Origin of the sequence: Streptomyces sp. NPDC042638, assembly GCF_040647235.1 — a bacterium.
Lineage (GTDB): Bacteria > Actinomycetota > Actinomycetes > Streptomycetales > Streptomycetaceae > Streptomyces > Streptomyces rameus.
In genome coordinates this window covers 14,558-29,274 of the sequence record NZ_JBEZBT010000056.1, presented here as the reverse complement: position 1 = coordinate 29,274, position 14,717 = coordinate 14,558, and the positions used below count along the sequence as shown (strand labels likewise).

Below are 14,717 nucleotides of genomic sequence, written 5' to 3'. Positions count from 1 at the left end.
GTCCCTCGAGGCGACCGCGGTCCGTCCCGGTCCGCCGGGGCCATCGCAGTCTGCCGTGGTCCATCACGGCCCTCCCGGCCCACCGCGGCCCTCCCGGCCGTAACGGCCAGCGCGTCACCGTGGCCGTCCCGGTCCCTCGAGGCGACCGCGGTCCGTCCCGGTCCGCCGGGGCCATCGCAGTCTGCCGTGGCCCACCACGGCCCTCCCGGCCCACCACGGCCCTCCCGGCCCACCGCGGTCCGTCCCCGCCCACGGCGTACACCCCGGCCGTCGCGGCCGTCGCGGCCACCGCCGTCGTCCCGGTCCGTCGCGGCCACCGCGCCACTGTCGTGGTCCGTCGCGGCCACCGCGCCACTGTCGTGGTCCACCGCGCTCTGTCGTGGCCCACCGCGGCCGTGACGGCCGTCGCCGGGGCGGGTGCGTCGTGGCTCGTCGGCCAGTCGTACGCGCCCCCGGGAGCCGTGGACGCGCCGCCAGCAGTCCGCGTCGTGGCTGTGGGCAGTCGTGCCGCTGGGGCGGCTCGGGTGGCGCGATGGCGCCTCGCGGCGCCGAGTCGCGCTGTTTCCCGGCCGCCCCAGCGCAGGATGCCCCCTTGCGACAGGGGGCCACAGGGAAGGCGGCCCACGCGAGCGCAGCGCTCACGTGCTCGAAGCGGCCGCCCCGGGCAGCGCCCGTGGCTTCACGGAGGGGTGGCGCATCACTCCGGAGCCGGCCGCGGGCTGCCCTGTCGGGAGCTGGGCGTACTGCCGTGCATGGACATCGCCCACCTCCGCTCCCGGTACGCGGCGCCGGGACGATCCCGGCGGACGGGGCGGAACCACTGTGCCTCGCCGGGGAGTTCGACCGCCACCGGATATAAGGGGTGCCGCTACCGGCGGCGCCACCGGCGTCTGCGGGCCTTGCTGAAGAACCAGCCCGCCGGCGGCTCGTCGGAGCGCCAGGGCTCCGGCCGCGGCTGCTCGGTCCGCCAGCGGGCGGCGAGCATCCGGGCCCGGGCGGACGGCTCGGAGGTCCCGGCGGAGCGTATGAACTCCTCGTCCAGGACGACCTCGTCCCACTCGTCGGAGGGCAGCCCCTCGTCAGCCATGTCCTGCCTCCCAGCAGTGCGTCCCTGGACCCAGGGTGCCTCGACGGGAGTGAAGCCCCCGTCAAGGCACCCGTCGGCTACTCCTCGCCCGCCAGCGTCAGAGACCGCAGCTTCTGACCGGCGTACCAGGTGGCCAGGACGGTGACCACCACCAGCAGGACGGTGGCCGTCGTCAGGCCCACGTCCGAGGTCACCAGGTCCCCGCCGGCGACCTTGTGGGCGACGGCCAGCGACCACTGCTGGACGCTCAGCGTGCGCGCGCCCGGCACCAGGGAGCCGAACAGCGCCTCCCAGACCAGGGCGTAGACGAGCCCGAAGACCACCGCGTGCCGCGAGACCGTGCCCAGCAGCAGGAAGACCGCCGAGTAGGCGATGGAGGAGATCAGGGCGGCGACCGTGTAGGCGACCGCGATCTGCTGACCGTTGCCGTTCAGGATCAGGCCCGCGATCATGGTCGGCACTGCCGAGAAGACCATGGTCACGGCGATGGCGACGATCAGCTTGGTGAAGATGATCGTGGTCCGCTTCAGGGGCTTGGACAGCAGGTAGACGACGGAGCCGTCGTCGATCTCCGGGCCGATCGCGCCCGTGCCGGCGATGACACCGATGATCGGCACCATGGTGGCGAGCGCGAAGCCGCCGAGGACGTCTGCCGCCGTCTGGTCGTCGGCCCCGGTCAGGGCCCGCACGGCCACGGAGATCACGATCAGCAGCAGCGGCAGCGCGCCGAGGATGAGGGCCCGGCGGCGGCCGAGCAGCGCCCGGTAGGTGAGCCGGGCGACGGTGGGGTCATACATCTTTCGGCCTCCTACGCCGCGACCAGATACGAGAAGACGGACTCCAGGGACTCGTCGGACGGCGAGACCGTGAGCAGCCGGATGCCGTGATCCCGGGCGACCTTCGGCAGCAGGGCGGTGAAGCGGCCGAAGTCCACGGCCTGGATGCGCAGCGCGCCCTCGGCGTGGTCGACCTCGATGCCGGCCGTCGACACATCGGCGATCAGCGCCGCCGCGAGGGCGCGGTCGTCGCTGGAGCGCACCAGGTAGCGGTGCGGGCGGTCGGTCATCAGGCGACGGATCTTGCGGAAGTCACCGCTGGCCGCGTGCCGTCCGGCGACGACGACCTCGATGTGCCGGGCGAGCTGCTCGACCTCTTCGAGGATGTGCGAGGAGAACAGCACCGTGCGGCCCTCGTCGCCCATCTTCCGCAGCAGGTCCATCAGCTGCATGCGCTGACGCGGGTCCATGCCGTTGAACGGCTCGTCCAGCAGGAGCAGCGACGGGTCGTGCACGAGGGCGCTCGCCATCTTCACGCGCTGCCGCATGCCCTTGGAGTACGTGGCGATCTTCCGGTCCTGCGCGTACTCCATCTCCACGGTGGCGAGGGCACGCTGCGCGGCCTTGTCCCCGAGCCCGTGCAACTCGGCGTTGGCGACGACGAACTCGCGGCCGGTGAGGAAGTCGTACATCGCCTCCCGCTCGGGGACGAGGCCGATGTGCCGGTAGATCGTCTCGTTGCGCCACACCGGCTGTCCGTCGAGCGTGATGGTGCCGGTGGAGGGGGCCAGGAAGCCGCCCATCATGTTGATCAGGGTGGACTTCCCGGCGCCGTTGGGGCCGAGCAGACCGGTGACGCCGGGGCCGATGGTCATGGTGATGTCGTTGACGGCGACGACGTTGCCGAACCAGCGCGAGACGTGGTCGATGGTGAGAGTGCTCATGGGCGCGGCCCATTCCTTGGAAGGGTGGTGGCGGGAGACGGGCTGGGCATGTTCACAGGCCCACCTTGCGGTAGCGGCGGATCAGGAGGCCGTAACAGGCGGCGATCAGGCCCAGGACGAACACGACGTAGACCACGCCCTCGCCCGTGGACGGGCCCACCCCGCCGGGGAAGGCGGAGCTGCCGCCGAGGAAGGCCGACTGCACGCCGTCGATCAGTGTGATCGGCGAGAACAGGCCGATCCACGGGACGGCGCTGCCGCTGCCCTGGACGTGGGCGATGGCCTGGAGGGTGGAGACCGCGCCGTAGGAGATGGTCAGTACGGCGATCACGGCGGCGATGCCGAACCCGCGGCGCGGGGTGACGGCCGCGATGACCAGGCCGATTCCGGCGAAGAGCAGCGAGAGCAGGGCCACGGAGACCAGTCCCTGTGCGAATTTCCCGGTCTGGTGGGCGAAGCCCATCTTGGACAGGAGCGCGCCCACGTACATCACGAGCAGGGGTGCCCCGGTGAGGACGAACAGCGCCGAGGCGAGCGCCGCGAACTTGGCGCGGACGTAGTCGGCGGTCTCGATGGGCCGCGAGAAGTACAGCGGCACCGTCTTGAAGCGCAGGTCACGGGAGACGGCCTGGGGGGCCTGGGAGGCGACGTACAGGCTGATCACGGCCTGCATGATGATCGCGTACCGGGTGTAGGACACCGGCAGTTCGTGCGCCTTGGTGGCGACGGCGACGGCCACCATGATGGCGGCCGGCACGCACATCACCGCGAACAGCAGCATCGGCAGCACCTTGGACTTCACCGAGCGGCCGAGGCCGTAGGCGCCGCGCAGGGACTGCGAGTACAGCGAGCGGCGGGCGTAGGCGCGGCCGAGGCGGGGTCCGTCGTAGCCCCGGTAGCCGATGTCGTGGATGCGGGACCGGTCGCCGGCCGCCGTTGCCGGGGGATGCTCAACCGCCATGGCCGACGGCCTCCTTCCGCTGTTCGTCGTTGCTGGTGAACACCTCGGAGATGCGGTGCCGGCGCTGTTCCATGCGCACCAGGCCGAGGCCGAGGTCGGCGACCACGTCCCGGACGAGGTCGTACGTCTCGTCGCCCGTGGCGGTCAGCAGCAGGATGTGTCCGGCGCCGGGCAGCCCGCCGGCCTCCGCGTGCGTGGCCGCTCCGCGCGCGTGGAGCGCCTCGCTGACCGCGCGGGTGCCGTCGGGGTGCGCGTCGCTGTCGGTGACCTCGATCGCGAGGGTGGTCGTGGTCTGGGTGAAGTCGGTGGTGGAGCTGGAGCGCAGGAGCGTGCCGCCGTCGATGACGACGACGTGGTCGCAGGTGCGCTCCAGCTCGCCCAGCAGGTGGGAGGTGACCAGGACCGAGATGCCGAAGTCGCTGTGGATGCGGCGGATCAGGCCGAGCATCTCGTCGCGGCCGACCGGGTCGAGGCCGTTGGTCGGCTCGTCCAGGAGGACCAGCTGCGGGTCGTGCACCAGGGCCTGGGCGAGCTTCACGCGCTGCTTCATGCCGGTCGAGTAGCCGCCGATGGGGCGGTAGCGCTCCTCGTACAGACCCACATGGCGCAGGGTGTCGGCGGTCCGCTCGCGCGCGGCGGTGGCCGGCAGGCCGGACATCCGGGCCATGTGGACGACGAACTCGGTGGCCGAGACGTCGGGCGGCAGGCAGTCATGCTCCGGCATGTACCCGACCCGCTCGCGGATGGCGGCACCCTTGGTGGCGACGTCGAGGCCGAGCACCTCGGCCCGGCCCTCCGTCGCGGGGGACAGCCCCAGCAGGATCTTGATCAGGGTGGACTTGCCGGCGCCGTTGGCTCCGACGAGTCCGGTCACACCGGGCCCGATGTCCACGGACAGCCGGTCGAGTGCGGTCACCCGGGGGAACCGCTTGCTCAGGCTTTCGGTCGCGATCACAGTCACGCCTTCGACGGTAGTGATCCGGACCACGTCCGTCGTCAGACCTCAGAGCCGTTTCCTCGTCAGCCCCAGGTATTACGGGAACCTAGGGGTCGCCCACCCAAGGGTGGTCCGGGGACGTGGGGACGGCCGTTGTCCACAGCCCTTGATCCCGCCTATTGACGCCGCCTCTAACAACTGTCACATTCACCAGTGTCAAGTTACGGACGCGTACCGCGGTCGACGGGGCGAGTCGACGGGACAAGTCGCCGGGACGACGCACGAGGCGTCGAGGTGACGGGACGGAACGGCATGACGACGGCAGTGAGCAGCGAACTCTCCGTGGAATTGCGGGGATTCAGGCGGGTGCAGCGCCTCGCCTACGAGTGCGCGGAGGCGGTCGCGGCCCGCCTTGAACCGGGCGTGACCGAGCGCGAGGCGGCGCGGATGCAGCGGGAGTGGCTGCGCGAGCGCGGGGTGCGGGACTGGTTCCATCTCCCCTTCGCCTGGTTCGGCGACCGCACGGCGTTCGTGAACTTCCGCCTCCCGCTCCAGTTCTTCCCGACCGACCGCGCCCTGGAGCCCGGGATGCCGTTCATCCTGGACATGGCACCGGTGTACGAGGGATACACGGCGGACATCGGCTATTCGGGCTCACTGGGCGTGAACCCGGTGCAGGACCGGCTGCTGGCCGACCTGGAGGCACACCGGGAACTGATCCTGCGCGAGGTGCGCGAGCGGCGCCCGCTGCGGGAGATCTACCAGGACGTGGACCGGCTGATGGTCCGCCAGGGGTACGCCAACCGGCACCGGGCCTACCCCTTCGGGGTGATCGCCCACAAGGTGGACCGGGTGCGGGAGCGCCGCTGGTCGCCCCACCTGTTCGGATTCGGCACGCAGTCCCTCAAGGGGCTGGCCGCCGACGCGCTGCACGGCCACCGCGAGGGCTGGTCGCCGCTGTGGTCGCCGTACCGCTTCTCGGACCACCCCCCGCGGCCGGGCCTGTGGGCGGTCGAACCGCACCTCGGTTTCCGGGGTACGGGCGCGAAGTTCGAGGAGATCCTGGTGGTCACCGACTCCCGGGACCCGGGGGAGAGCGCCTTCTGGCTGGACGACGATCTGCCGCACGTGCGGCGCTGGGCGGAGGAGAAGTGACACTGCGAGGCGCGCGTGAGCGCTGGGTGCGGACCGGCGGGGTCGAGCTGTGCGTGGCCGAGCTGGGCGACCCGGAACAGCCGACGGTCGTCCTGGTGCACGGCTACCCGGACAGCAAGGAGGTCTGGTCGCAGGTCGCGGCCCGGCTCGCCGGCCGCTTCCACGTGGTCCTCTACGACGTCCGGGGCCACGGCCGCTCCACGGCCCCGCAGCCGCTGCGCGGGGGGTTCACGCTCGCCAAGCTCACGGACGACTTCCTGGCCGTCGTGGACGAGGTCAGCCCGGACCGTCCGGTGCACCTGGTGGGGCACGACTGGGGCTCGGTGCAGGCCTGGGAGTTCGTCACGGTGGGCCGCACGGAGGGCCGTATCGCCTCCTTCACCTCGATCTCCGGGCCGTCCCTGGACCACTTCGGGCACTGGATCAACGCGCGCGTGAAGCGTCCCACGCCCCGCCGGGTGGGCCAGCTCCTCGGCCAGGGCGCCAAGTCCTGGTACGTCTACCTGCTGCACACCCCGGCCCTGCCGGAACTGGCCTGGCGCGGCCCGCTCGGCAGGCGCTGGCCGAAGATCCTGGAACGGGTCGAGCGGGTCCCCGGCGGGGACTACCCGACCGGCTCCCTCCCCTCCGACGCGGCGCACGGCGCCTGGCTGTACCGGGACAACGTCCGCGCGCGGCTGCGCAGGCCGCGCCCCGACGCGTACGCGCACGCGCCCGTGCAGCTCATCACTCCCCAGGGGGACGCGTTCCTCTCGGAGCGGCTGTACGACGACCTGGACCAGTGGGCGCCCCAGCTGACCCGCCGCACGCTTCCGGCGAAGCACTGGGTTCCGCGCACCCGGCCCGACCAGGTCGCCTCCTGGATCGAGGAGTTCATCACGTCCGTGGCGGGCGGCCGGCCCGCCCCGGCGCCCGCCGGCCGCCATGCCGACCGGTTCGCCGGGCAGCTGGTGCTGGTCACCGGTGCGGGCAGCGGCATCGGACGGGCGACGGCGTTCGCCTTCGCGGAGGCCGGAGCGCGGGTGGTCTGCGTCGACCGCGACGCCGAGGCCGCGGCCCGCACCGCCGAGCTGTCCCGGCTGGTCGGCGCGCCCGAGGCCTGGGCCGAGCCGGCCGACGTCTCCGACGAGCAGGCCATGGAGAAACTCGCGGAGAAGGTCCACCGCGAGTACGGCGTGCTGGACGTGCTGGTCAACAACGCGGGTATCGGCTTGTCGGGCTCCTTCTTCGCCACGACGACCGACGACTGGCGCAAGGTGCTGGACGTGAACCTGTGGGGCGTGATCCACGGGTGCCGGCTCTTCGGGGCGCGCATGGCCGAGCGCGGCCAGGGCGGCCACATCGTCAACACGGCCTCGGCGGCGGCATACCAGCCGTCCCGCGCCCTGCCCGCCTACAGCACCTCCAAGGCGGCCGTGCTGATGCTCTCCGAGTGCCTGCGCGCCGAGCTGGCCTCCCAGGGCATCGGTGTCACGGCGGTCTGCCCGGGCTTCGTCAACACCAACATCACCTCCACGGCCCGCTTCACCGGCGTCGACGAGGCGGAGGAGCGCCGCCGCCGACAGCGGTCCGCCCACCTGTACGGACTGCGCAACTTCCCGCCGGAGAAGGTGGCCGACGCGATCCTGGACGCGGTGGCCCGGAACAGGGCGGTCGCGCCGGTGACCGTGGAGGCCCGGGGTGCCCACCTGCTGTCCCGCTTCGCACCGGGGCTGCTGCGGAGGATCGCCCGGGTCGAACCCAGGCTGTGAGGCGGCGGGGTGCGGGGGCTGCTCGCATGGTCCCAGTCGCCCCGTCCCGCTCCGCGCCCGACCCGGCCCCGCCCGGCCCGGCCCTGCCCGGCCCGGAGAGGATCCCGCGATGGCGCCGACAGTGCCCTGGGGGCCTCCCGCACAGCCACGGGCGGCCGTCGCCCGGGCCGGCGGAACCCCCCGACACGTTCCTCGTTCCGAGCCCTCAAGAGCCGTCGGTTGCAGTCGAGTTGTATGCCGTCGGTATCCCGCTGTCCGCGATCTCAGATCACCTGCGGGAGTTGAGGGGGCAGGTCGAGCACATCGCTTCGCGCTTCCTGGAGTTCACGACGGAGTACGACTTCGCGCGTCACCTGGCCGACCCAGGCCACCGCACGGACGTCCACGCGGCCGAAGCGGCCGCGCCCGTGCGCCGTCTGCGGCCCCTGGCCCAGCGGACGGTGAACGCCGAACTGGCCCTCGCCATGGGCGCTTTGGCGACACGGCAGCTGCGCACCCATCTCGTCACGCGGCAATCGCCGAACCGGCCGTCGGCACCCGTACCGTGCCACTGCCCGCCGACGCGATCGACGCCGTGGAAAAGCTGATTGGCCGAGAGCGTGTTTCGGACTTCCTCGCGCTGGCGGCCGAACGGGATGTACGGGCCAGGGCCTTGGACGATCTTGCTACATCACCCCATGACCACACAGGCGTTCATAAAATACCCTGAAACACAAGGCAGTTGTCCACAACTTCGCCAATTCGCCTGTGGATAACCTCACTTGGTTGTGGATCAAACCTGCGGGCAAAAACGAGCTGCGTGATCCGCGTCTCTCCCACACGCTGGAAGCCATGGATGAACGACGCACTGTGAAGGTGTCCAAATACCTCTCCAGACACCTGCGCCACCAGCCGGAGCGCATCGGGCTCACACCCGACACCGGCGGCTGGGTGGAGATCGACGCGCTGATCGCCGCCGCCACCGCCCACGGCTTCCGGTTCACCCGCGCGGAACTGGACCACTGGTCGCCACGAACGACAAGCAGCGCTTCGTGATCGAAGGAAGCAGGATCCGCGCCAGCCAGGGATACAGCATCGAGGTCGACCTCGGCCTGCCCCCGGCGACCCCACCGCCGTACCTCTACCACGGGACGGTCACCGCGCACCTCGCCGCGATACGGGCGGAGGGCCTGCGCCCCATGGCCCGGCACGCCGTCCACCTCTCCGCGGACCGGGAGACCGCCACCCGCGTCGGCGCCCGCCGGGGCCGCCCGGTGGTGCTCACCGTCGACTCCGGCGCCATGCACCGCGACGGGCACGTGTTCCACGTCAGCGCCAACGGCGTCTGGCTGACCGCCGCCGTACCGCCGCGCTATCTGCGCCTCACCGGCCCCCGCTGATCACGCACACCGCCGGCCCGCGGCCGGGAAGCGCACGCCCACGTCCGCCTACCCCCCTCACCGCGCGGCGCCGGTCAGCCGCGTTCGGTAACCCTTTCGCCCCTGGCCGGCCGGGCCGCTTACGCTCGGACGCATGAGTCTGCGTCTGAGCACCGTGATCCTCCCGTACCGCCGCTGGCACGAAGGCGCCCGTTCGGCCTGGGAGCGCGCCGAGCAGCTCGGCTTCCACACGGCGTACACCTACGACCACCTCTCCTGGCGCAGCTTCCGTGACGGCCCCTGGTTCGGCGCGATCCCGACGCTGACGGCGGCAGCGGCGGCCACCGACCGGCTGCGCCTCGGCACGCTGGTCACCTCGCCGAACTTCCGCCACCCGGTGACCCTCGCCAAGGAACTGATCTCCCTGGACGACATCTCCGGCGGCCGGGTCACCCTCGGCATCGGTGCCGGCGGCACCGGTTTCGACGCCACCGCCCTCGGCCAGGAGTCCTGGACCCCGCGTGAGCGCGCCGACCGCTTCGCCGAGTTCGTGCCCCTGCTGGACCGGCTGCTCACCGAGGACTCGGTGACGCACGAGGGGCGGTACTACTCGGCGCACGAGGCCCGCAACATCCCGGGCTGTGTCCAGCGCCCCCGGCTGCCGTTCGCAGTGGCGGCCACCGGCCCCCGCGGCCTGAAGCTCGCCGCGCGGTACGGCCAGGCGTGGGTGACCACCGGCGACCCGAAGCTGTACGAGAACGGTACGCCGGAGCAGTCCGTCGACGCCCTGCGCGGACAGATCAGCAAACTGGCCGAGGCGTGCGAGGCCGCCGGCCGGGACATCGCCGGGCTGGACAAGGTCCTGCTCACCGGCTTCACCCCGGACCGCGGACGGCCGCTCGCGTCCCTGGACGCCTTCGTGGACTTCGCCGGCCGCCACCGCGAACTGGGCTTCACCGAGATCGTCATCCACTGGCCCATCCCGGACTCCGACTTCGATGCGGACCAGAAGGTCTTCGAGCGGATCGCCATGGAGGCCCTCGCCCAGCTGGGCTGAACGGCCCCGACGTCACCTCCTGACGTCGGCTCGGTCTCATCTGTGCGGACCGCCGCACGGCCGTGCGGACACCTGCGCGAGAATGACCGGGTGACCTCAGCGACCAGACAGCCCGGGACCCCTGCCGCCGCCCTGCCCGCGCGGCTGATCGCCACCGACCTCGACGGCACTCTGCTGCGCGACGACAAGTCGGTCTCCGCGCGGACCGTCGCCGCGCTGGCCGCCGCCGAGGAAGCCGGGATCGAGGTCTTCTTCGTCACCGGCCGGCCGGCCCGGTGGATGGACGTGGTCAGCGACCACGTCCACGGCCACGGCCTGGCGATCTGCGGGAACGGCGCCGCCGTGGTCGACCTGCACGGCGGCCCCGGCGCCCACCGGTTCGTGAAGGTCCGTGAGCTGGCCCGGGAGAACGCCCTGGCCGCCGTACGCCTGCTGCGTGAGGCGGCGCCCGGCACGGTGTTCGCGGTGGAGCAGACGTACGGCTTCCACCAGGAGCCGGACTATCCCAAGCTGCACATGGAGATACCGGACAACCTCCGGCCCGCCGAGGAGCTGCTCGCACCCGACGGTCCGGACGCCGACCAGCCCGTGCTCAAGATCCTCGCCTACCACCCCTCCCTCGACCCCGACGCCTTCCTCACCCTGGCCCGCCTGGCGATCGGCGGCCACGCCAACGTCACCCGCTCCAGCCCCAGCGCCCTTTTGGAGCTCAGCGGCCCCGACGTCTCCAAGGCCAGCACCCTCGCCCTGTGCTGCGCCGAGCGAGGCATCTCGCACGAGGAGGTCGTGGCCTTCGGTGACATGCCCAACGACGTCGAGATGCTGACCTGGGCCGGCCAGTCGTACGCGATGGGCAACGCCCATCCGGACGTCATCGCCGCCGCGTCGGGCCGTACGGTCGCCAACAACGACGACGGTGTGGCGGTCGTGATCGAGGAACTCCTCGCCAACCGCCTGCCGTAGGCGCACCGCCCAGGCACCCGAGGGCACACCCGGAGGCGTCGCCCGAGGCGGCGACTCGGAGGCTTTCGCCCGAGGGATCGCTAGAAGGGCCGGCCGAGGGCTCAGCGCACCCCGGCCGACGCCTCCGCCTCGGTCTCCCGCCGCGCCATCTCCCGCAGCGGCCCGTCCTCGGCCATCAGCCGCTCGTACGGACCCCGCTGCACCACCCGGCCCGCGTCGAGCACGAGCACCTCGTCCACCGCGTCGAGCCCGGCGAGCCGGTGGGTGATCAGCAGCGTGGTCCGGCCCCGGGTGGCGGCCAGCAGATCGGCGGTCAGCGCGTCCGCCGTCGGCAGGTCAAGGTGCTCGGCGGGCTCGTCCAGGACCAGCACGGGGAAGCCGGCGAGCAGCGCACGGGCCAGCGCCAGCCGTTGCCGCTGCCCGCCGGACAGTCGTGCCCCGTGCTCGCCGACGAGCGTGTCCAGGCCGTCGGGCAGCGAGTCCACCCAGTCCAGCAGCCGGGCCCGGGCCAGCGCGTCGAGCAGATCCGCCTCGGCGGCGTCCTTCCTGGCCAGCAGCAGGTTCTCGCGCACGGAGCTGTCGAAGAGATGCGCGTCCTGCGCGCACAGCCCGACGAGCCGCCGCACGTCGTCCCCCGCCAGGGCGCAGGCGTCCACACCGGCGAGCGTGTAGGTGCCCGCCTGCGGGTCCAGGAATCGCAGCAGAACCTGAGCGAGGGTCGTCTTGCCCGCACCGGACACCCCCACCACCGCGATGCGGCGCCCCTGCTCCAGCGTCAGGTCCAGCCCGGCGAGCGCATCCTGCCGCTGTCCCGGGTAGCGCGCGACCACGCCTTTGAGGACCACCGGGAACGGCGACGACGGCGCCTGCCGGGGCGACTCGGGCTCGCGCACGGGCTCGGGAGCGTCCAGCACCTCGTACACGCGCTCCGCGCTGCGCCGCACCCGCTGCCGGTACCGCACGGCCAGCGGCAGCCCCAGTACGGCCTCGAAGGCGGCCAGCGGAGTCAGTACGATCACGGCCATCGCCACGCCGTCGAGCCGGCCGGCCGCCACCGCCTGGGCCCCGAGCAGCGCGGTGACCGTGACGGTCAGCCCGGAGAGCAGCGCGGTCAGCCCGTCGCCGAGACCGGTGACGGCGGCGGAGCGGGCGGCGATCCGGGTGAGGGTGCCGTCGGACCGGCGGGCCGCGTCCGTACGGGCCGGCAGCGCGCCGGCGACGGTCAGCTCGGCGGTGCCGGTGAGCAGGTCGGTCACGCGGGTCGCGAGCACCCCTCGGGCGGGCGCCAGCCGCCGCTCGGTCCGCCGGGCCGCGGTGGCGGTCACCAGCGGCACGCCGGCACCGGCCGCCAACAGGCCCACGGCGAGGACGGCGCCGGCCTCGGGCAGCAGCCAGGCCGTGAAGCCGACGGACCCGGCGGAGACGGCGAGGGCCGTTCCGGCGGGCAGCAGCCAGCGCAGCCAGTAGTCCTGGAAGGCGTCCACGTCCGCGACCAGCCGGGTGAGCAGATCACCGCGCCGGGCACCGCGCAGTCCGGCGGGAGCGAGGCGTTCCAGACGCCGGTACACCGCCACCCGGGTGTCGGCCAGCATCCGCAGGACGGCGTCGTGCGACACCAGCCGCTCGGCATACCGGAAGACGGCCCGTCCGATCCCGAAAGCCCGCGTCGCGGTCACCGCGACCATCAGGTACAGCACCGGCGGCTGCTGCGAGGCACGCGAGATGAGCCAGCCGGAGGTCGCCATCAGCCCGACGGCACTGCCCAGCGCCAGACTGCCCAGCGCCAGGGCCCCCGCCAGCCGCCCGCGCGACCGTCCGCCAAGCCCCCGGATCCGCCCCAAGACGCTCCGCCCCCGCAGACCGGCCCCATCGCGCCGAGTCCCCGCCGGTGCGCCATCCGTCCCAGCGGGCGGGAACCCGGCCGGTCCGCCATCCATCCCAGCGGGCCGCGGCTCCGGCTCACCCAGTCGGGTGGCGGCGGGGCGAGGACGGCCGTCCAGGGGGCGGCGTTCCCCGGACGGCCGCACGCCCGCCGGGTGCGTCAGAGCCTCGGCACCCTCCAGCCGTATCACCCTGTCGGCCACCCCCAGCAACGCGGGCCGATGGACGACGAGCAACACCGTGCGTCCGGCCGCAAGCCTCCGCACGGCCGCGACGACATCCCCCTCCGTCGCCCCGTCCAACGCAGCCGTCGGCTCATCCAGCAACAGCACCGGCCGATCCGCGAGAAACGCCCGGGCCAGCGCAAGCCGCTGTCGCTGCCCCGCCGACAGCCCCGCTCCGTCCTCCCCGAGAAGGGTGTCGGCCCCTTCCGGCAAGGCCTCCACGAACTCCAGCGCCCCCGCGTCCCGCAGAGCCCGCCGTACGGCACCGTCATCGGCCTCGGGCCGAGCCAGCCGTACGTTCTCCGCGATGGTCCCGGCATACAGATGCGGCCTCTGCGGCACCCACGCGATCCGCGACCGCCACTCCGCCAGGTCGAGGCCGGCGAGATCGGCACCCCCGACCCGCACCCGCCCCTCGGTGGGCCGCACGAAGCCCAGCAACACGCTCAGCAGCGTCGACTTGCCCGCCCCGCTCGGCCCGACCAGCGCGACGGTCTCACCGGGCTCGACACTGAACGACACCCCCGTCACGGCATCCGAAGAACGCCCTGGGTAGCGGACGCCGACCCCTTCGAAGACCACGGCTCCCGCGGGCACCGCATCCGTACCGGAATCGGGCAACGCCGTCTCCAGCACGGTGAAGATCTCCTCCGCCGCGGCAAGCCCCTCCGCCGCCGCGTGGTACTGCGCGCCCACCTGCCGCAGCGGCAGATACGCCTCCGGCGCCAGCACCAGAATCACCAGACCGATGTACAGGTCCATGTCGCCGTGGACCAGCCGCATCCCGATCGTCACGGCGACCAGCGCCACCGACAGCGTGGCCAGCAGTTCCAGGGCGAACGACGAGAGAAAGGCGATGCGCAGCGTCCGCAGGGTGGCCTGCCGGTACTCGCCGGTGATCCGGCGGATGGACGCGGCCTGTGCCTTGGCCCGGCCGAACACCTTCAGCGTCGGCAGGCCCGCGACCACGTCCAGGAAGTGACCGGACAGCCGGGACAGCAGGCGCCACTGACGGTCCATCCGGGACTGTGTCGCCCAGCCGATCAGCATCATGAAGAGCGGGATCAGCGGCAGGGTGCCGACGATGATCGCCGCCGACACCCAGTCCTCGGTGACGATCCGCGCCAGCACCGCCACCGGCACGACGACGGCGAGCCCCAACTGCGGGAGGTAGCGCGAGAAGTAGTCGTCCAGGGCGTCCACCCCGCGGGTGGCCAGGGTGACCAGTGAACCGGTCCGCTGACCGCTCAGCCACCCCGGACCGAGCGCCGCCGCCCGGTCCAGGAGCCGTCCACGCAGCTCCGACTTCACGGCCGCGCTCGCCCGGTGTGCGGCGAGTTCGGTGAGCCACGCGACAATCGACCGTCCCACGGCCACGGCAGCCAACAGCAACAGGGGGGTGCGCAGGCCGGCGGCCGACTGCCCGTGCTGGAAAGCTCCGACGACGACCTCGGCGACAAGCATCGCCTGGGCGATGACCAGCCCCGCGCCGACGGCCCCCAGACCGACGACGGCCACAAGGAAGAGGCGGGTGGCACGGGCGTATCGCAGCAGGCGGGGATCGATTGGTTTCACGTGAAACATGCCCTTCGGTCCGGAGGGTGCGTTTCACGTGAAACACAC

10 protein-coding genes and 2 pseudogenes are annotated in these 14,717 nt (G+C 72.5%); 6 read left to right on the top strand and 6 right to left on the bottom strand.

Translation table 11 applies throughout. The features are described 5' to 3' along the window. Nucleotides 1-868: 868 nt before the first annotated feature. The 5 genes from AB0B40_RS31745 to AB0B40_RS31725 form a co-directional block, all read right to left on the bottom strand. A complete protein-coding gene (locus tag AB0B40_RS31745; protein WP_345058830.1) occupies nucleotides 869-1,087 on the bottom strand; it encodes a hypothetical protein in 219 nt (72 codons plus the stop codon). Between the two features lie 77 nt (nucleotides 1,088-1,164). After that, entirely contained in the window at nucleotides 1,165-1,884 is a 720-nt protein-coding gene (locus tag AB0B40_RS31740) for an ABC transporter permease (protein WP_345058832.1), read from the bottom strand. An 11-nt stretch (nucleotides 1,885-1,895) separates the two neighbouring features. Beyond that, nucleotides 1,896-2,807, bottom strand: coding sequence for an ABC transporter ATP-binding protein (locus AB0B40_RS31735; RefSeq protein ID WP_345058834.1), 912 nt, complete (start codon nucleotides 2,805-2,807; stop codon nucleotides 1,896-1,898). Between the two features lie 52 nt (nucleotides 2,808-2,859). After that, nucleotides 2,860-3,768 carry an ABC transporter permease gene (locus AB0B40_RS31730; protein ID WP_345058836.1) on the bottom strand — a complete coding sequence of 303 codons (909 nt, stop codon included), beginning with the start codon at nucleotides 3,766-3,768 and terminating at the stop codon, nucleotides 2,860-2,862. After that, nucleotides 3,758-4,723: an ABC transporter ATP-binding protein gene (locus tag AB0B40_RS31725; RefSeq protein WP_362266981.1), complete on the bottom strand. Its 966-nt coding sequence runs from the start codon at nucleotides 4,721-4,723 to the stop codon at nucleotides 3,758-3,760. Before AB0B40_RS31725 ends, AB0B40_RS31730 begins: the two co-directional genes overlap by 11 nt. A gap of 294 nt (nucleotides 4,724-5,017) precedes the next feature. Between AB0B40_RS31725 and AB0B40_RS31720 the strand changes: the two genes are divergently transcribed. The 6 genes and pseudogenes from AB0B40_RS31720 (at nucleotide 5,018) to AB0B40_RS31695 (ending at nucleotide 10,989) form a co-directional block, all read left to right on the top strand. Continuing rightward, nucleotides 5,018-5,860, top strand: coding sequence for a M24 family metallopeptidase (locus AB0B40_RS31720; protein WP_345058838.1), 843 nt, complete (start codon nucleotides 5,018-5,020; stop codon nucleotides 5,858-5,860). After that, nucleotides 5,857-7,611: an SDR family oxidoreductase gene (locus AB0B40_RS31715; RefSeq protein WP_345058840.1), complete on the top strand. Its 1,755-nt coding sequence runs from the start codon at nucleotides 5,857-5,859 to the stop codon at nucleotides 7,609-7,611. Before AB0B40_RS31720 ends, AB0B40_RS31715 begins: the two co-directional genes overlap by 4 nt. A gap of 182 nt (nucleotides 7,612-7,793) precedes the next feature. Further along, nucleotides 7,794-8,320: pseudogene (locus AB0B40_RS31710) on the top strand (MerR family transcriptional regulator); the annotation flags it as partial. A gap of 122 nt (nucleotides 8,321-8,442) precedes the next feature. Next, nucleotides 8,443-8,990, top strand: a pseudogene (locus tag AB0B40_RS31705) (RNA 2'-phosphotransferase). A 133-nt stretch (nucleotides 8,991-9,123) separates the two neighbouring features. Next, nucleotides 9,124-10,026, top strand: coding sequence for an LLM class flavin-dependent oxidoreductase (locus AB0B40_RS31700; RefSeq protein WP_345058844.1), 903 nt, complete (start codon nucleotides 9,124-9,126; stop codon nucleotides 10,024-10,026). A 90-nt stretch (nucleotides 10,027-10,116) separates the two neighbouring features. Then, a complete protein-coding gene (locus AB0B40_RS31695; protein ID WP_345058846.1) occupies nucleotides 10,117-10,989 on the top strand; it encodes an HAD-IIB family hydrolase in 873 nt (290 codons plus the stop codon). Nucleotides 10,990-11,090: 101 nt separating this feature from the next. Here AB0B40_RS31695 and cydD read toward each other — a convergent pair whose 3' ends face one another. Continuing rightward, nucleotides 11,091-14,678, bottom strand: coding sequence for a thiol reductant ABC exporter subunit CydD (cydD, locus tag AB0B40_RS31690; RefSeq protein WP_362266963.1), 3,588 nt, complete (start codon nucleotides 14,676-14,678; stop codon nucleotides 11,091-11,093). Nucleotides 14,679-14,717 lie beyond the last annotated feature (39 nt).

Bases quoted from the DNA above. Each gene is read 5' to 3' on its own strand.
- AB0B40_RS31745 (WP_345058830.1), bottom strand. From the start codon at position 1,087: ATGGCTGACGAGGGGCTGCCCTCCGACGAGTGGGACGAGGTCGTCCTG.
- AB0B40_RS31730 (WP_345058836.1), bottom strand. From the start codon at position 3,768: ATGGCGGTTGAGCATCCCCCGGCAACGGCGGCCGGCGACCGGTCCCGC.
- cydD (WP_362266963.1), bottom strand. From the start codon at position 14,678: ATGTTTCACGTGAAACCAATCGATCCCCGCCTGCTGCGATACGCCCGT.
- AB0B40_RS31735 (WP_345058834.1), bottom strand. From the start codon at position 2,807: ATGAGCACTCTCACCATCGACCACGTCTCGCGCTGGTTCGGCAACGTC.
- AB0B40_RS31720 (WP_345058838.1), top strand. From the start codon at position 5,018: ATGACGACGGCAGTGAGCAGCGAACTCTCCGTGGAATTGCGGGGATTC.
- AB0B40_RS31700 (WP_345058844.1), top strand. From the start codon at position 9,124: ATGAGTCTGCGTCTGAGCACCGTGATCCTCCCGTACCGCCGCTGGCAC.
- AB0B40_RS31740 (WP_345058832.1), bottom strand. From the start codon at position 1,884: ATGTATGACCCCACCGTCGCCCGGCTCACCTACCGGGCGCTGCTCGGC.